The organism is Alkalihalophilus lindianensis (genome assembly GCF_032843265.1).
Taxonomy (GTDB): Bacteria; Bacillota; Bacilli; order Bacillales; family Bacillaceae_D; genus Alkalihalophilus; species Alkalihalophilus lindianensis.
This window is the reverse complement of record NZ_JAWJBA010000002.1, coordinates 357,104-374,760: the sequence shown is the minus strand read 5'-3', so window position 1 is coordinate 374,760 and position 17,657 is coordinate 357,104. Positions and strand designations below refer to the sequence as shown.

The following is a 17,657-nucleotide window of genomic DNA, read 5'->3' as shown; positions in this document are numbered from 1 at the left end:
TCAAATACTTTTAGTTAGCAGAATAATGTCACCAGATATTAATCGTTATTTATGGAGTAAATCACTGTAACTCTACTATCATTATCGTACACTTTGGAATGAAAGTAATAATTCATGGAATGAAAGGCATTTTTTAAAACATATCAAATAAAGTATAATAAAAAACAATTTACTAAAAAATATAGAGAGGGTTTTACTGGAACTATCAATAACAGGAAGTATATTAACATCTATGTATCTACTAGTTCTAATCTTTTTGTCTGAATTCTATAAAAGGTAGTTATTAACAACATATTCGATATAGAGGGTCTTGAACCCATCCGCAGGACGAAAAGGCTTCTTATGATAGAATATCACCTTAAGGGGGTGTAATTATTTGGGAAATTTAAATGAGAGTAATATTAATAAGATATATCTAAAGGCAAGCCTTATTATACTTGGTTTTAGCTTTTCTATAATTTTGTTGTTTTGGGGACCGAGTCTTATAGGTGGTATTTTAGCCCTTTCTATATTGGTTATACTTTCTTGGTTTATAAGCGGAATGAACTTATTACACCCATTAACTTGGTTTCCTCCATTATTTTTTATGTATTCTGTATCTATGCCTATGCTTATATTAGTTGGTGAATTCCCTTTTAATTCAATTTATGAATATACATTATTTGTACAGTGGGTTGCATTGTTAACTTTTATTATTTTTGTAGGTAGAAATAGTGACTTAAAAAAGACATATGACCTAACAATTTTAAGAAATATAAAATACATTTTAATACCTATATTTTCAGTTTCCTTAATTTTATCATCAGTCTATTTAATATATATTTATACTAGAGGGTTGACTTCTAAATATGCAATTGCACTAGATCAATCAATATACTCTAGTTTCCATGGTTTCTTTTCTATTTTAGTATTCAGTTATTTAATTCTGTTTACCTATAAATTGATTAAAGACCAAAAATTCCCGAAAATTTTCTTTATATTTACAATCACATTTGCATTACTAATATTAATTATCGCTGGTGAAAGAGATATCTTGTTAAGAATGATACTAGGTACCATTTTTATAGTACATTTTTTCCATCGTAGAATTAAAAAGAAATTAATTTTAACTATGGGGATTATAGGAGTATTTGCAATTTCTATTTTAAGTAATATGAAAAACCTAGCTTTTGGAGAGCGAGAGAGTGTTAGAAATGAATCGTTGATAGTAGACATATTTGGCGGGGAATTTAGATCGGCTTCAAGGAATTTATATACACTAATCTCTGGTTCAGACTCATGGACTTATTTTAATGGAGAAACACTGATCTGGGACTTGAAGATTGCAGCATTTATTAATTCTACTTCACCAGGGGCTTGGTTCAATCAGAATTTCTATCCAGAACTTGTAGCTAGTGGGGGTGGTAACGGATTTTCTTTAGTAGCTGAAGGATATTTAAATTTTGGTATACTAGGTGTAATACTATGGTTTGCTATCTTAGGTTTGATACTAAAATACCTTTATAAAAAGGCTCATACAGGATTGATTTGGGCGCTTATATATATAATTTTGATACCAATAGTTATATATGCTAACAGGGGTGATTTTGCAACAATATTAACATATTTCAGCAAACACATAGCACTTCCTTTAATCTTAGTCTTCTTTATTAAGCACATACTTGAAAAAGATACTTTCATACTAAAAAAACCTAGAAGTGAATTTATAAAAAACATTGATTATATGAAAGCCAAACAATAAATGTGTTTTAAATAAAATTCAATCCGACCAGAAAAGTTAACTGGGATGTATTCGAATATCAGTAGTCAATTCAGGGTATTAGCCTAGTCTATGGATGCTTGTTTTGCTAGATTATGGTGCCTATCACCACCCGGGGTTTTTGAGGGAATTTCAGCTTAGTTATGGGATCTATTACTTATCACGAAAAGAAAAGGGGCAATTCAATGAAAATATTAGTTACTGGGGCGGTTGGATTTATAGGAATGTTCCTATCAGAACGCTTAATAGGTGAGGGACATCATGTTGTTGGATTAGATAACATTAACGATTATTATGACAAAAAATTAAAATATGATCGACTAGACCGATTAACTCAATATGAGAATTTTAACTTTCATGAAGTAGATTTAGCCAATCGTGAGAGCTTCAATCCAATTTTTAAAGATCACAAAATAGATGTTGTCATCAATCTAGCAGCTCAAGCGGGTGTCCGCTATAGCTTAGAAAACCCACATGCTTATGTTGATTCTAACTTAGTGGGATTTGTTAATATCCTTGAGGCTTGCCGTCACTTTGATGTGAAGCATTTAATCTATGCTTCATCAAGCTCGGTATATGGTGCCAATGTCAAAATGCCATTTTCTACATCGGATGAAGTAAATCATCCAGTAAGTTTATATGCTGCTACGAAGAAGTCGAATGAGTTAATGGCTCATACGTATAGTCACCTTTATAATATCCCTACGACTGGGCTTCGTTTCTTTACGGTCTATGGACCAATGGGGCGTCCTGATATGGCTTATTATTCGTTTACAAAGAATATCGTTGAGGGTAAAACAATTAAGGTGTTCAATAACGGTGACATGATGCGTGACTTCACTTATATTGATGATATCGTCGATGGCATTGTACGCCTTCTAGATCATCCACCAAGGGCCAACCCTGATTGGAATCGTGAAGAACCGAATGCAAGTTCAAGTTATGCACCATACAAAGTCTATAACATCGGCAACAATCAACCGGTTAAGTTAATGGACTTTATTCAAACGCTAGAAAAGCATTTAGGAATAGAAGCGAAGAAAGAGTTTTTACCAATGCAGCCGGGTGACGTTCAAGCAACGTATGCTGATATTGATGATCTACAGAGAGTAACAGGCTTTAACCCGTCTACCACAATTGATGAAGGTCTTAAAAAGTTTGTTGATTGGTACAAAGAATATTATAACTTGAAGTAATACTACCCCTTTTTCATAGGAAAGAGGGGTTTTTTGATTGTATTCTATAAAAGGAGTGTGTTAATTATGAAAGTCCGTAAAGCCATAATTCCAGCTGCTGGTCTAGGAACACGTTTTCTGCCTGCAACAAAGGCACAACCGAAAGAAATGCTACCAATCGTTGATAAGCCAACGATTCAATATATTGTAGAGGAAGCGATTGCTTCTGGTATTGAAGATATTATTATCGTAAGTGGAAGAAGTAAGCGTGCGATTGAGGATCATTTCGATAAGTCCTATGAATTAGAAGAAACGTTGCTTAAAAAAGGGAAAATGGATTTACTAGATGAAGTATCATCCATTTCGAATATGGCGAATATCCATTACATTCGTCAAAAAGAAGCATTAGGTCTTGGACATGCTATTGCTTGCGCGAAGTCTTTTATTGGCGATGAGCCATTTGCGGTATTATTAGGTGATGATATCGTTCAATCCGATACACCTTGTTTAAAACAGTTAATTGATGTCTATGATCGTTATCATTCTTCTGTCGTAGGGGTACAGACGGTTGCTGATAACGATGTGTCTAAATATGGTATTATTGATCCAAAAGGGCATGAAGTTGAGCCGAGTGTCATTAATGTTCAATCTTTAGTTGAGAAGCCAAAAGTAGAAGATGCACCATCAAATTATGCGATTATGGGTCGTTACGTGCTGCGTCCAGAGATCTTTGATATTTTAACGAAGATCCCAGCAGGTTCAGGTGGCGAAATCCAGTTAACGGATGCGATTAATGAATTAAACAGAAGCCAAGCTGTTCTAGCTTATGATTTTAAAGGTATTCGTTATGATGTAGGGGATAAGTTTGGCTTTGTAAAGGCTACTCTTGACTTTGCATTAGAGAGAGAAGACTTAAAGGCTGACGTCCGTAATTATTTGAAGGAAGTATTTGAAAAAGAGATGCAGATCAAATAGTAGGTTAATAGATGTAAGGATGTGTATGAATAAATGAAAATTGCAGTTGCAGGTACTGGTTATGTAGGGCTCTCTAATGCCGTATTGCTTGCTCAACATAACGAAGTCATTGCAGTAGATATTGTTCCAGAAAAAGTAGAATTGATTAACAATAAACGATCTCCTATTATAGATAAGGAGATTCAAGAATTTTTAGCCACAAAAGAGTTAAACTTAACAGCAACAACTAACCCCAATCAAGCATATGCTGAAGCAGAGTTCGTCGTGATCGCCACACCAACGGACTATGATCCTGAGAAGAACTACTTCAATACACGTTCAGTAGAGAATGTGATTGATACCGTTCTTTCGATTAACCCAAATGCGGTCATGGTCATTAAGTCTACGATCCCAGTAGGGTACACAAAAGAAGTAAAAGAGAGATTCAAAACTGAGAATATCATGTTCTCACCAGAATTTCTCCGTGAAGGAAAAGCTCTTTATGATAATTTATATCCTTCACGAATTATTGTGGGGGAAAAATCAGCAAGAGCTGAGAAGTTTGCTAACCTATTAGCTGAGGGTGCGATTAAAGAAGATATTTCTGTTCTCTTTACTGCCTCAACAGAAGCTGAGGCTGTTAAGCTATTTTCTAATACGTATTTAGCTATGCGTGTAGCTTACTTTAATGAGTTAGATACTTATGCTGAGACAAATGGATTAAATACGAAAGATATTATTGAAGGTGTGGGACTTGATCCACGTATTGGCGGACATTACAACAACCCGTCATTTGGTTACGGAGGATACTGCCTACCAAAGGATACGAAGCAACTACGTGCCAACTTTGAAGGCATTCCAAACAACATCGTGAGCGCAATTGTTGAGTCCAATGATACACGAAAAGGTCACATTGCCTCTCAAATCATTGCTGCAGAACCGAAAGTAGTAGGAATCTATCGTCTTACGATGAAAACAGATTCAGACAACTTCAGAGCTTCAGCTATTCAAGGAATCATGCAACAAGTGAAGGACGAGGGAATTGAAGTAGTCATTTATGAACCAGTTCTAGAAGAAGACAAGTTTGATGGATTTAGAGTTCTTCAAGATTTAGCTGAGTTCAAACAAGCTTCTGATATCATCGTATCTAATCGACTCGATGCAGAGTTACAAGATGTAGAAGAGAAGGTTTATACGAGAGATTTGTTTAATAGGGATTGATTTAGAAAGAGCAGCACCCTCTGAGCAATAGAAGCTTGGAGGGTGCTGCTATTATGGATTTTCACTTTAACGAGTTAATCGAATAAAGGTGGTGAAGTCATGAACTTTCAAAGAGAAAATTCTATAAGTAATGCTCACGTTGGCAGAGATTTTGAAGAGGTGGCATTGGACTATTTCAAAGGAAATAATATCTTACTTGATAGAGGGGTCTGTCTTCCAGTCGGTGTAAGTAAATTAAAGAAAAATCGTAATTTCGATTTAGGGTGTATTTCAAGTGACTCTAAAAAAATGATTGTAGAGTGTAAGTCACACAAATGGACCTCTAGTGGGAAAGTACCTAGTGCAAAAATGACAGTATGGAATGAAGCGATGTATTATTTCTTCCTAGCGTCACAAGGATATAGAAAAGTATTTTTTATTCTAAAGGATTACAACGAAAAAAGAGGAGAGACTTTAGGCGAGTATTATATTAGAACGTATAAACACTTAATACCTGAAGATGTTGAGATTATGGAATATGATAGTCAGCTGAATGAAGTTAGGGAATTGAAAGCTTTTATAGATGGGGACGATTAGTCACAGAGTTTATGAAATGTTAATGTCAAGTAAATGACAATGCAGAACTCTGCATGTATCCTTGCGAAAGTCCTGCGCTTTATTTTGTAATAAACAATCAGATTCTGTTTGTCATATATATACAAATCGTTCATCAGTATGATCATAGATGCACCCTTTTGAAAGAAAAATTTCGAGGGCTCACTTTATTAACACGTTTTGTTAAAACTATAAAATATAAAGAGAACCAAGTGAGTAATGCGGACAGATAGAGCCCCACTTGTTATGACAGGATTTGGTGCCAGTCATTTCTAAAAAATATAGCTTTCAATCGCAGAGGTGAGAATTATTAATATTTTTAAAGTTCTTAAAGAGAAACTAATAATCGCTAATTTATCAATTACTTTAACTTCACTTCTGTTCACGGTTATTACTTACGTAGATTTTAGAAATTCACCTTATGAAAATACTTTCATAAATTACGTATACATGCAGTACTCTCTAATTAGTTTTTTTATACTATATTTAATTGCTGTACCTGTAACAATGTTGTGGACTATGAAATTCAAAAAAATCACTAAGAAGATATTCATTTATGTTATTGTTATCCTACTTTTGTTAGCCATATTCCTTACATCGTTTAGGATTGTTCTTCTTCTACTACTATTAGTACCATTTGGTTTCTTTTTTTTGATTGGACGAATAATCAACGTAAAGGATAAGCATGTATTATTGTTGATGCTATACTTTCTACTAACTATTGCTTTATACATAGTGGTATTTATGGGGGTAAGATCAATAGATAGAATCCTTTCTACATAATATGTATGACTTTAAAGCTCCTCTGGGTGTTGAGTGCCTGCCACCACCCGGAATTACTAGAAAATTGTCGATCATAATGCCTGCTGAGCTTTAGTTTATTGGCCTTGTTCGTGTGCAATACTTTCATTCCGTTAGAGGGTTTTGCTGCTTTTTGTAGAATGAAGAGTCATAGACGGCTATTTATACGTGCTAAGAAGGGTTGGTGAAGGATGTACAGAGTTGGAGTAATTGGACCACGTTCGACGGTAGACACCATTTTACATCTTACAAAGAAACTAGAGAGTGATTTACAATATGTAGGGTTTCCTTATAACAACATAAAAGACACTCAAGAGATAATCGAGAAACATTTCCATAAAGCTGACACCTGGGTTTTCTCGAGTAAACTAGCCTATTTTATAGCTAAGAAAGTAATGGCGAGTGAAGAAAAGTTAGTCTACATAGAACATACAGAGGCAGGTATTTATAAGAGCTTGCTTCAAGCCATTTGTTCTCATGGAAGAAGTTTGGAACGAGTTAGTATTGATGAATTATCAACAGATCATTTACATAATGCTATGGAACAATTAAATATTTATTCTTTGAAAATGAGTCTTAAAACCTTTGATATCGATACAAGCACCGAAGAACTTGTCACTTTTCATCATGATTTATGGGAGAGTGGAGAAACGGAAGCGGCGTTAACTTGTTTTGACGAGGTCTATCAAAAACTTCAGTTAAAAAAGGTTCCTTCTTATCGCATTTCTACTACTGAAATGGAAATTATGCAAACGCTTAAAATAATTGAAGAACGAATAAAAGCTATTTATTTCAAAGGGACTCAAGTGGCAGTCCAATTACTGGAGATAGATCATTATAAGAAGTTAGTTGAAGATGCCGGCAGTGTGTATAACTTACAATTGATTGAACTTAAAATAAAAGAACGGTTAGTCCAGCTTTGTGAGAGTGTAAATGGTTCTCTGATCGAAGAGGGGAGCGGCTGTTATCTTATTTTCAGTTCAAGAGGAGCGATGGAAAAGGACCTCCCCTTAATGAAGACTATGCTGCAAGAATTGCGTCAGAACTGGGACGTGAAACTGAACGTGGGGATAGGGTATGGAGATCATGCCTATTCGGCTCAATCCAATGCGAAGCAGGCCATCTCGAGAGCGGCTAAAGCAAGCAATCGAATTGTGATTGTGAAAGACGATCGTACGGTGATGGAAGTAGATGAATTGAATCGAGAAAATAACTACCCATTAACCTCAACAGATCTCGACTTGGTTGAGAAGTTTAAGAGTGCTGACATTAACATCAAAAACTATTACAAACTGAGTGATTTGATTATCAAGTCAGGTAAGCGTACATTTACGGTGAATTATGTGGCCGATCAACTAAGCTGGGATAAAAGAAATACAAGAAGGTTTTTAAACCGTCTAGTTGAGATTGACGTGATTGCTTATGTCGGTGAAGAAAATGCCATCAATAGAGGCAGACCGCAAAAGATGTATCAATTAAAATGAAATTTAGGTTTGAAAATAATGGTTGTTGAAATCAGAAAATTCAAATATACTTATTTTAGGGTAATAAAAAGGTATTTACCCTAATTATAAAAGGGGTGATGTAGATGGAGCACATGGGGATCTTATCTTTACTTCCTGCAATTATAGCAATTTTAATTGCGATCATTTCGAAAAATGTCATTATATCTTTATTTACAGGTCTTTTTGTCGGTGTATTAATTTTAGCGAATGGTCGTCCGATTCAAGCAACGATGGAGACGATTGGTGATTACTTGTTTCCGCAGCTTACTGATAGCTACAATGCAGCCGTCCTCGTACTACTCGTATTCATAGGTGGCTTTGTCGCTTTGATGGAGAAATCAGGAGGAGCCGCAGCCTTTGCGAAAAGTACGATCAGATTTATCAATACAAAAGCGAAGGCGCAATTATCAGCTTGGTTTGGTGGAATCATCGTTTTTTTCTCAGATTTAGGAACCCCTTTAATCGTAGGGCCAGTATTCGAAAAAATTTACGATAAAATAAAAATATCAAGAGAGAAATTGGCATGGATTATTGACTCAACTTCTTCTCCTGTTGCTGTATTAATCCCTTTCATTGGTTGGGGTGTTTACATAATGGGATTAATTAGGCAAGAGTTTGATAACATAAATTTAACAGACTCCGAATTTACAACGTTTGTTCAGGCTATCCCTTTCCAATTTTATTCGTTCTTAGTTATCTTGATGGTTCCTTTAGTAGCTCTCACTAAACTAGAGTTTGGAGCTATGGCAAAGGCCGAGCGAAGAGTGCAAGAAACAGGGGAGCTTTATTGGAAAACATCTAAGCCACTTAGAAAAACGGATGAATTAAATGATGGTGTGATTAGTAAGCCGTTATTAATATGGGCTCCACTTTTAGTATTATTTGTTACTCTCTTTGGTCTGTTGATCACCTTTGGATTTCCATTTGAACCAGTCGCAGGTGGTGATTTCCGAATCGCTTTAAGTACCGCTTATTTATTCGCTAGTATTTTATTAATTGTGTTAATGGTTCTCTACAAAGTGAAGAAGATCAACGAAACCTTTGAAATCTATCTATCTGGTATGCAAAAAATGATGTATGTAGCGATTACGCTCGTACTAGCTTGGGCGTTAGGAACCGTTCTAAGTGAAATGGGTACAGCTTTATATATTGTTGAAATCATGGAAGGGAACGTTCCTGGATATATTGTACCGGCGATCCTCTTTATTGCAGGGGCTCTGATGTCGTTTGCTACAGGTAGTTCTTGGGGAACGTACGCGATTATGATTCCTTTAGCGATTCCAATGGCGGTCGGACTTGATGCTCACATGTTAGTGTGTATCGGTGCTGTTTTATCAGGTGGTATGTTTGGAGATCATTGCTCTCCTATTTCAGATACAACAGTCTTATCATCAACAGGGGCAGGTTGTGATCACATCGACCATGTGAAAACGCAAATACCTTACGCCGTACTAAATGCATCTGTTGCTTTAGTAGCCTACATTATTGCCGGTATTACGGGTAGTGCTATTTCATTAATCGTAGCAATCATATTGATGGCCATAACAGTGGTTATCATTTCGAGAATGCAAATAAGAAAGACGAGTGAAGGGATGGATATAAAAGGATGAAATTATGGGGAGGAAGATTCCAAAAAGAAGAAGATCAACTAATGGAAGACTTTAATTCTTCGTTAGAAATGGATAGTCGATTAATTTCTGAAGATCTAACAGGGAGTATCGCTCATGTGAAGATGTTGTTCGGCTCTAATCTTATTACTTCTATTGAAAAGGAAGAGTTATTACAGGGTCTTCACTCCATTTTAGAAGATGTTCAAGAACATCGTCTGACCTTTGATGGGGATTATGAGGACGTTCATAGCTTTGTGGAAGGTCATCTAATTAATAGAATTGGAGAGACGGGGAAAAAGCTACATACAGCGAGAAGTCGAAACGATCAAGTAGCGTTAGACATGAAGCTCTATGCAAGGAATAAATCCTTAGATCTCCTAAAAGAAATAGACAACCTAAAAGGAACGTTAGAAGACAAAGAAAAAGAAGAAAATGTGATCATGCCAGGTTACACGCACCTCCAACGTGCTCAGGTGGTTACATTTAATTATCACCTTAGGGCTTATGCGAGTATGTTAGGTAGAGATGCCAAACGGATCAAAAGTGCTCTTGAAATCATGGATGAAAACCCACTTGGTTGCGGGGCACTAGCCGGAACAACCCATACGATTAAAAGAGACATGACGACAAAAGAGTTGGGGTTTGCGCAACCGGTCGAGAACTTTCTAGATGGAGTGAGTGACCGCGACTACTTAATTGAGTTAACGTCTCACTTTTCAATAGTGATGATGCATCTAAGCAGGCTAAGTGAAGAATTAATCGTATGGAGCAGCCAGGAGTTTGGGTTTATTCAAATAGATGATGCCTACGCAACAGGAAGTAGTATCATGCCACAGAAGAAAAACCCAGATGCAGCCGAACTGATTCGAGGAAAGTCAGGTCGAGTATACGGCTCGCTGATGTCGTTATTAACGATCATGAAGGGATTACCGCTTGCCTACAACAAAGATATGCAAGAAGCCAAAGAGCCTTTCTTTGATAGTGTAGATACGACTATCTCTTGTTTGAAAATCATGAACGAGATGATCCGCACACTAAAAGTGAATAGAGAAAAGATGAAAGAAGCCGTTAAAGCAGGCTTCTTAAATGCAACAGAGGTAGCGGATTACCTAGTTAATAAAAATGTCCCATTCCGAGACGCACACGGGGTAGTAGGCGCAATCGTCATCTATTGCGAAGAACAAAATAAAGCCATTGAAGACCTAAGCTTAGACGAATTAAAGAAAATATCCCCCGTAGTAGAAGAAGATATCTATGAGTTTATTATGTATAACAATATTCTGAGAAAAGGGATTAAAAAAGAGATGATTGTTGAGAGTTAAGGGATGAACCAAGCTGATGCGGGTGCGCAGCTTGGTTTTTTTGTGTGTGATATTGGGGGTGGGGGGAATTAATTGGAGATGTTTGTGGGTGATTCGATCAAGGTAGCGGTTAATTCGAACAAACTCAGCAATAATTCGAATAAATGGAGCAAGATATTGGAAATGATCTGCATGCTGAGAATTTGCTTGACGCTTACAAATGATGAACAGCCAGGTTGAGCGGAGATGCTTAACCTGGCTGTATTTATGCATAGTTTAACGATTTAACTAACCGATTTTCCAACGTTTCATCGTTATCTCCTACAAAAATTTTGTATCCAATTAAAACGCACCTGAACCGCCACCACCTCCACCTGCTCCAGAACCACCGCCAGTAAAACTGCCTGAACTTCCATGTATACCAGCATTTTGCTCGGCATTTCGGAAATTTGACGTAGCAGCTGCAGCAATGATCAGAAATGTCGGATCAAAGCCATATGCGGTAGTTGACGGTGCTCCGCTTGCTTGAAATGTTTGAACCAGTGATTCATTTTTCTTGGTAATATTCTTATCTTTCATCCCCAATCCCAAAATAAAAGCTCGCATTTTTTCATCTTCTGTAAGTGTGTGCCAAGTCGATTCCATGATCGTTGGATATTGCTGTTTGAAATGGCGCCATTCAAGCGTCAGTTTCAGGCCTTTTACTGTTCTCGGATAATAACATATCGCAAACAGCAACAAACTAAAACAGATCACGAGCGATAGTATCATAAGTGCCATCAGGCCGTGTACAGCAAATAAAATAATGAATGGAACGAGAAGGAAACTAATGAAACCAATCATAAAACGGTACTTACCTTTATTTTTATACATGCCTGCCTCTTTTAAATCTTCTCTTACTGCCTGTTCCCAATTTGCCTTTAACTCCTGATACGTTTTATGATTGTTTTTATTTTTGAGATATGTCGCGATATCGTCAAAACTAAATTCACTCTCTGACCCTATTTCCGTAAAGAGCCACTTTACTAATTTTTGTTCATGTTTCTGCATCCCATTTTGGTTGACTAAACGGAAGCGATCATTTTCTACCTTTTTCACATGACCTTTTCGAACTAAATCTAACAGTGCCGCAACGATTGTTTCTGGTAGAAACTGTTGAAAGTTCATATAACAAATCATTATAGGTAATGATAGCGTTGCTTTTGGGACGACGTTTGAATAGGATAACTCTCTTATCAAAGCTTTTTTACTTCTTTTTGATTCAAGCCAGGCTTTGAAAAGTACAAATAGGAAGATGAAAGCAAAAATTGGAACGATGACGAGTCCGATTGAACTCAACAACTCTCGCCTTTCTGTTCTTGAGACTTCAGCATCTATCAACGCTTGTTTGTCCGCAACAATTTCATCATGCATTCGTTTATTGGATATCTGAGTGCCAGCAGGGAACAATTCCTTATTATAGGCAACACGAATATCTCCATTTCGTTTCCGAGGAACTTCACCCATCGCAAACTGAACAATTCCGCCTTCACTAACATTCTCGGTTTTGTAAGCTTCATCATAACCATAGGCAATCACTGAAGTTGTAGGTGTGGGTGGATAAACATAAATGGTCAAGTTTTCATAAGTCGACTGATTCCCTTTATCAAAAAACGGCCAGTGAAATTCAGCCACATCTGCATAAACGTCCACACCATTTTTGATTTCATAGTGGAGGTCCATTGTTACGGTTTCATCGTTCCCTTCTCGGTGAATACGATGCTCTGTTTGATCTGTTTCAATGGGTAGCGGATTATTTCCTTCAAATGCTTCAAGCTGCACAATCTCAGTGCCCTCTTTCGGTATTAATTCACGAATCATTCCTCCGAATGTGCCACTAAACGCATATGTGTGCTGCTCTTGTACAGTAACATTCCCATTTGGCTGTAGATAAGCATGAATGTCGACGTTTGTGATGTCGTAATCAACAGCGAGTACTTCAGTTGGCGTAAAAAAGAGAATGGCTATCAAAATTGCAGCTATGAATCTTTTATTCATTCATTATCCCTCCTACCTTTCTACTTAACTATACGAAGTAGGCCAATGAGAAGTTTCAATGAACTGGATTTTTATTACTTGCGTAGTACGTATAGCTGCCACTGAAGAGCTAAGTTTAGATTTAGACGAACTCAAGAGTATTTCTCTACTAGTAGAAGAAATCATCTATGAATTTATTATGTATAACTATAAAAAGAGATGGTTCAAGGGAATTAAGTAATAAACCAAGCTGTTGTGGAGTGACAGCTTGGTTTTTATGTGGATTGGGAGTGGTGGGCATTTTTTCGAACAAATTTATGAGTAATTCGAACAAGGTAGCTAATAATTCAACGAAAATCAGTAATAATTCGACGAAACTCATCAATAATTCGGCAAATGGAGCAAGATATTGGAAAATGTTGAAGCCCACATGATTAGGCGCAGTTCTCTAATTGTATATTTATACCTATTGTTTCTAAAATAATGATCAATAAATAGCTAATAAGTAATGAATATCCATACTTTTTCCTATTTAATCCATCTTCTGTCTGTTTTATCCTTTTAATAGAAGGAAATTAGACATAGATTTCTTTGAGCGAAGTAGAGGTGATAGGATGAAAGCATTGGATGTGTCTGACTTACATAACGGAATAGATGAAGTCCAATCCAAGATTGATGTACATATAGAACAATTAAATCAAATAGAGTCAGGTGTAACAGCGATTGTTGGCTTAAGTGATTCGTTAAAAGGGGAAGGTGGGGCGGCTATTCGTCGCTTCTATCAACAAGGTCATCTCCCATTTTTGCACTATCTCAAGCTATCACTCACTCAATATAGCGAGTCGCTCTCGCAAATGACAGCAGCCTTACAAGCATTCGAACCGGCAAGTAATGGACGAATTCAAGAAAGCTTTCTAGAACAAGATGTCGAGCAAGGCTTACGACAGGTGGAACTGGTCACGGTCAACATCACCAACGAAACGAATGCTACGATGCAGAAAGTGGCTGATATCGTAGCTCTTCCTCCTCTTCGAGATGATGAAGTGAGGCAATCTATCCTACAAGCGAGACAAGAAAAAGATCAGGCTCTTGAGCAATTGCATCAATTTGATTATGAGCAGGCGGCAGCGCTTGATTCAGTGGAAGCAGATATCACTTTGATGGAGAGATATGTTCAAGAGATTCAGGCTATGTTTCAAGGGGAAGGGATACGCATATCAAGTGTTTCTATGAATCAATTGACATACCATCAATCCTCTATTATGTTGAATTCAAATCTATCTCAGAAGCAAACACAAACTACTCCATTATTAAAACAGATGCAGTCGCCTGCCTCTAGTATGAATCAATCGATGACAGCGGTAGCCTTTGATAAGTGGACAAATCCAAGGTGTGCGAGACCTGCTCACGTAAATAAGACAATAGCTGCAGAGTCGGAGCGGAACTTGTTTCAGAAGGTTGGAGATCAGGTAGTAAGTGGTGCAAAAACAGTGGGGAAAGCGGCAAAAGATCATTCGCAAGAAATTAGTTCCACAGTTCTGGATTTTACTCCAATCGTAGGAAATATAAAAGCAGGTGTAGAAGCTGCAAGTGGAGTAGACCCGGTCACTAAAAGAGAGTTAGAAGGATGGGAACAGTATTTTGCAGCAGCTGGTATTCTCGCAGGAGGCCTTGCTAAACTAGGTTCTAAAGGGGTTAAAGGAGTTAAGGGTGTTACTGGGAAGGGTACAGAAGAAGCTATTATCCCTAATGGGTCCAATTCTATTTCAAAGTATAATGATCTCTATAGATATAAATATAATTCTTTTGATAACCCAGGACCTTTGGCTAGTTTTAGAGGGCAACCTAATCAGAATTTCTATGGTGGTAGATATGATGTAGAAGTTTTAAGTGAATCAAAAAGTTTTTATAGAGCAGGTGATTCTAATAGTCCACTAGGTCAATGGTTCACTGAAATCCCTCCTAGCTCAGCAGCTCAAGTAAGGATAAATACAGCAGTTAAAGAACAGTGGTTAGATAAAAATGGTGTTTTAACTGGAACATCTCATCTAAGTACAGTCTACAAAATTGAAATACCTTCTGGTACGACGATTTATAAAGGTCCAGTGGGAACTCAAGGAGACATTTATCAAGGTGGGTTAGATATTAACCAAATATACATCAAAGAACCATGGAACATAGAAGGCGTTCAAGTGAAAGGTTCTAGTCGATTAAAATAATATGGAGTTGATACCATGGACAGTAATATACAGGCTATTGAAATGACAGTGAAGGATTTATTACCTATTTTAAAAAGATATGATAATGGACAAATCACCTATCAAATAGGTCAGCTAGAGGAAATATTAACAATTGTTAAATCTCATGACAGTAACGAACTAAAAAAGCGTGAAATTAGTTTGATAGTCGAAAATCTGTACCCTAGTAGAGGAGGATTAACAGATTTTCATGTGTGGAAGGAAGACACGAAGGAAAGGATTAGAATTAATAAGCCTATTAGCGAACTGAATGATCGATTGTGGAATTTGGTGAAGATAGAATAGGGTGCGGGTTACATAAAGGATTTATTATAACACTGAAAGAGCATGCTTAATTAGTATGCTCTTTCATGTATTCAAGTCTAAAAAGCAATTCTAATGCTTTGTTTATAACATATTACGATGATATTTTGATGTAGAATCATTATTTCTAATTATATCTAATAAATTTGTTCCAAACTCACTTACTCCCTGAAATTCCTCATATTTTGCCGGGAATTATTTTATCTTGAAGCTTTTACTCCACAACCTGCAACTTCCTCCGTCGCTCAAATGGTCTATGCGTTAACCGGACAATACAATAGGAGGTTCGCTGCATTTGTTTTTCAAAGGTAGTATAGGAGACATCAATGGTGAGTTGTTCGGAATTGGTGAAGGTGATTAGGGTTTTGTGAGGGGACTTAGGGAGAGGCTTAAAGGTTGTGATGTGGTGATAGAAGATCCAGATGCAAACCATCTTTGTCGGTGAGTGTGTCGGGAATGTGTAGAGGTGGTCGGTGGGGTCGATCGGGATCGGTACTTTACTGTGAACATTAATTAAGGTACTTACTGCTTCTCGTCTGCCATCATAGGTTGAACCACCTTCAATACAGGCTCTCTCCATCATCATCAGGCTGGTTTCCTTTACGTAGTAGGTATGGTCTAATTCAAGAACAATAGTGTCGTAATCGGTGTGGAATGCTGGCAGAAGCGCCATTGTGTTGCGGTTTATTTCGTAGCTTAAAAGGATTGGAATTGTCATAGGGGAATCTCTCCTTAATGGGGTTAGAGGTAGGATGTCGAGTGCGAATCGTAGTGGGGAGGGGACGAAGAAAAGGGAGCTCGAGGCTCTACTTTTCTTCTTTGTCGTTATCTTTTACGTGCTCAAATAGTTTTTCATAAAGTTTAAGAATTTCTTCATCATTGCTTAAGTGTCCTGGCTTTTTATACCCTAGTCCTTTTTCAATTTTTAACAGTGTAGGGTATTTGATTGTGGCTAATCCGCGTTCAATGTCACCGAGGTGCTTTTCGTTCACTCTCGATTCTGCGGCGAGTTTTTCAATCGTCATTCCTAGCATCTTACGCCTGTTGCGAATCACTTGGCCGATTTTTATATTTAAAATTGGTTTTTCCTTCAACCTTCTTGCCCCTTTTCCTCAAATTATTAATGGGCTAGAAGAGAACGAACACCGGCTATAACCGGTATTTCGAGATATTTTAGTGGGTTGCTTGAATTTTTTTGTTATTTCATAAGCCATGACGGAAATCCAAGGCGTTCTGCGGCTCTTTTTCGATCTTCAGCTGCGAGCATCGCAAGGAAGGTTCCGTAAAAGTATTGAAAGATGCTCGTTTCAATTTGGTTGGTTTTGTATTTCGCGATTGTGACTTTAAAAGCTTGAATCATGAGAGGAAGGGAGTCTTCAATTGGGTCGGTTTGTCCTGTTTGTTTGTAAGCGGATAGGGCACTGTACCATAGTCGCTCGGTGAATTTCGGAGCAAGGTGGGAGAAGGAACTTGTCACATGTTTGAAGCGTTCTGGAATGTAGGGAGGGAGATCATCATCGATTGAAGGAGCGGCTGTACTAGTATGACTATGATCTTGAACTTGATTTATAGCTTTATGTTTTTTAATAGCTTTAGGAGTGGAATTATGGAATTCAACACTTGGTGGATCAGGCTTTTCGGCTTCTTCACGCTCCGTCAATTGTGTCTCATTGGCTACAGCAGGTGGAAGAAAAACATAGACACAGTGAGAGAATCCTCCGCTTTTGCGAACGGTATGATGAACCTCAATGATCTTCAACTGCCTCGCTTTTCTTAGCATTCTCTCAAAGGTTGAACGAGAAATCCCTTTCTCACTCTCATGAGTCGCTTCGACCATTTTCGCCACCCTGGCATTGCACACGCCGTTATGCTTGACGCTATAGCGGATTAACCTTTTCAGAGCTATCACCTCTCCTTTCGTGAATAGATGAAAATGTTGTTTGAAATGAACAGTTATTGCCTTATTAAATTCTTCGGTTGAGGAAAATGAGCTTAAATGAGTGAATTGATCAATACGACCTGACTGCATATAGACTGCCTCCTTAGGTAGGTTGCTTTAAGTAGACTCAGCATACAGCGGGCGGCGAATAAGAGCATATGGGCAAAATTGAAAAATGAAAACGGTGGAATGCGGGTTTCGGGGGTTTTTAGGGGTAAAAA

At 37.4% G+C, this 17,657-nt stretch carries 14 protein-coding genes; 10 read left to right on the top strand and 4 right to left on the bottom strand.

Annotation, left to right across the window (positions count from 1 at the left end):
- Positions 1–376: 376 nt before the first annotated feature.
- The 8 genes from RYX56_RS08485 to argH all read left to right on the top strand — a co-directional run bounded on the left by RYX56_RS08485 (position 377) and on the right by argH (position 10,941).
- Positions 377–1,741, top strand: coding sequence for an O-antigen polymerase (locus tag RYX56_RS08485; protein ID WP_317121639.1), 1,365 nt, complete (start codon positions 377–379; stop codon positions 1,739–1,741).
- Between the two features lie 203 nt (positions 1,742–1,944).
- The gene (locus tag RYX56_RS08480) at positions 1,945–2,955 is read left to right on the top strand and encodes an NAD-dependent epimerase (protein ID WP_317121638.1); all 1,011 of its coding nucleotides are present in this window, start codon (positions 1,945–1,947) and stop codon (positions 2,953–2,955) included.
- Positions 2,956–3,021: 66 nt separating this feature from the next.
- Entirely contained in the window at positions 3,022–3,909 is an 888-nt protein-coding gene (gene galU / locus RYX56_RS08475; protein ID WP_317121637.1) for a UTP--glucose-1-phosphate uridylyltransferase GalU, read from the top strand.
- Between the two features lie 33 nt (positions 3,910–3,942).
- Positions 3,943–5,109 carry a nucleotide sugar dehydrogenase gene (locus tag RYX56_RS08470; RefSeq protein ID WP_317121636.1) on the top strand — a complete coding sequence of 389 codons (1,167 nt, stop codon included), beginning with the start codon at positions 3,943–3,945 and terminating at the stop codon, positions 5,107–5,109.
- 99 nt (positions 5,110–5,208) lie between these two features.
- Positions 5,209–5,685 (top strand): hypothetical protein, encoded by a 477-nt coding sequence (locus RYX56_RS08465; RefSeq protein WP_317121635.1) that lies wholly within the window; start codon positions 5,209–5,211, stop codon positions 5,683–5,685.
- 1,010 nt (positions 5,686–6,695) lie between these two features.
- The gene (locus tag RYX56_RS08460; RefSeq protein WP_317121634.1) at positions 6,696–7,988 is read left to right on the top strand and encodes a hypothetical protein; all 1,293 of its coding nucleotides are present in this window, start codon (positions 6,696–6,698) and stop codon (positions 7,986–7,988) included.
- 104 nt (positions 7,989–8,092) lie between these two features.
- Positions 8,093–9,619 carry a Na+/H+ antiporter NhaC family protein gene (locus RYX56_RS08455; RefSeq protein ID WP_317121633.1) on the top strand — a complete coding sequence of 509 codons (1,527 nt, stop codon included), beginning with the start codon at positions 8,093–8,095 and terminating at the stop codon, positions 9,617–9,619.
- Positions 9,616–10,941 carry an argininosuccinate lyase gene (argH, locus tag RYX56_RS08450; protein ID WP_317121632.1) on the top strand — a complete coding sequence of 442 codons (1,326 nt, stop codon included), beginning with the start codon at positions 9,616–9,618 and terminating at the stop codon, positions 10,939–10,941. Before RYX56_RS08455 ends, argH begins: the two co-directional genes overlap by 4 nt.
- 321 nt (positions 10,942–11,262) lie before the next feature.
- Here argH and RYX56_RS08445 read toward each other — a convergent pair whose 3' ends face one another.
- Positions 11,263–12,957 carry a DUF2207 domain-containing protein gene (locus RYX56_RS08445; protein WP_317121631.1) on the bottom strand — a complete coding sequence of 565 codons (1,695 nt, stop codon included), beginning with the start codon at positions 12,955–12,957 and terminating at the stop codon, positions 11,263–11,265.
- A 593-nt stretch (positions 12,958–13,550) separates the two neighbouring features.
- On the opposite strand from RYX56_RS08445, the gene RYX56_RS08440 reads away from it, so the two are divergent.
- Together RYX56_RS08440 and RYX56_RS08435 are read left to right on the top strand one after the other, a co-directional pair.
- Positions 13,551–15,155, top strand: a complete 1,605-nt coding sequence (locus tag RYX56_RS08440) for a T7SS effector LXG polymorphic toxin (RefSeq protein ID WP_317121630.1) — start codon at positions 13,551–13,553, stop codon at positions 15,153–15,155.
- 15 nt (positions 15,156–15,170) lie between these two features.
- Positions 15,171–15,479, top strand: coding sequence for a hypothetical protein (locus RYX56_RS08435; protein ID WP_317121629.1), 309 nt, complete (start codon positions 15,171–15,173; stop codon positions 15,477–15,479).
- Positions 15,480–15,711: 232 nt separating this feature from the next.
- Here the strand turns inward: RYX56_RS08435 and RYX56_RS08430 are convergent, their stop codons facing one another.
- The 3 genes from RYX56_RS08430 to RYX56_RS08420 form a co-directional block, all read right to left on the bottom strand.
- Positions 15,712–16,215, bottom strand: coding sequence for a competence protein ComK (locus RYX56_RS08430; RefSeq protein WP_317121628.1), 504 nt, complete (start codon positions 16,213–16,215; stop codon positions 15,712–15,714).
- A gap of 88 nt (positions 16,216–16,303) precedes the next feature.
- Positions 16,304–16,591 (bottom strand): helix-turn-helix domain-containing protein, encoded by a 288-nt coding sequence (locus tag RYX56_RS08425; RefSeq protein ID WP_317121627.1) that lies wholly within the window; start codon positions 16,589–16,591, stop codon positions 16,304–16,306.
- A gap of 104 nt (positions 16,592–16,695) precedes the next feature.
- Entirely contained in the window at positions 16,696–17,526 is an 831-nt protein-coding gene (locus tag RYX56_RS08420; protein ID WP_317121626.1) for a hypothetical protein, read from the bottom strand.
- Positions 17,527–17,657: the final 131 nt, after the last annotated feature.

What these genes read in the sequence shown, in the direction of transcription:
- galU (WP_317121637.1), top strand. Translation starts at nt 3,022, where the DNA reads ATGAAAGTCCGTAAAGCCATAATTCCAGCTGCTGGTCTAGGAACACGT.
- RYX56_RS08460 (WP_317121634.1), top strand. Translation starts at nt 6,696, where the DNA reads ATGTACAGAGTTGGAGTAATTGGACCACGTTCGACGGTAGACACCATT.
- RYX56_RS08430 (WP_317121628.1), bottom strand. Translation starts at nt 16,215, where the DNA reads ATGACAATTCCAATCCTTTTAAGCTACGAAATAAACCGCAACACAATG.
- RYX56_RS08455 (WP_317121633.1), top strand. Translation starts at nt 8,093, where the DNA reads ATGGAGCACATGGGGATCTTATCTTTACTTCCTGCAATTATAGCAATT.
- RYX56_RS08440 (WP_317121630.1), top strand. Translation starts at nt 13,551, where the DNA reads ATGAAAGCATTGGATGTGTCTGACTTACATAACGGAATAGATGAAGTC.
- argH (WP_317121632.1), top strand. Translation starts at nt 9,616, where the DNA reads ATGAAATTATGGGGAGGAAGATTCCAAAAAGAAGAAGATCAACTAATG.
- RYX56_RS08470 (WP_317121636.1), top strand. Translation starts at nt 3,943, where the DNA reads ATGAAAATTGCAGTTGCAGGTACTGGTTATGTAGGGCTCTCTAATGCC.
- RYX56_RS08445 (WP_317121631.1), bottom strand. Translation starts at nt 12,957, where the DNA reads ATGAATAAAAGATTCATAGCTGCAATTTTGATAGCCATTCTCTTTTTT.
- RYX56_RS08435 (WP_317121629.1), top strand. Translation starts at nt 15,171, where the DNA reads ATGGACAGTAATATACAGGCTATTGAAATGACAGTGAAGGATTTATTA.
- RYX56_RS08465 (WP_317121635.1), top strand. Translation starts at nt 5,209, where the DNA reads ATGAACTTTCAAAGAGAAAATTCTATAAGTAATGCTCACGTTGGCAGA.
- RYX56_RS08480 (WP_317121638.1), top strand. Translation starts at nt 1,945, where the DNA reads ATGAAAATATTAGTTACTGGGGCGGTTGGATTTATAGGAATGTTCCTA.
- RYX56_RS08420 (WP_317121626.1), bottom strand. Translation starts at nt 17,526, where the DNA reads ATGCAGTCAGGTCGTATTGATCAATTCACTCATTTAAGCTCATTTTCC.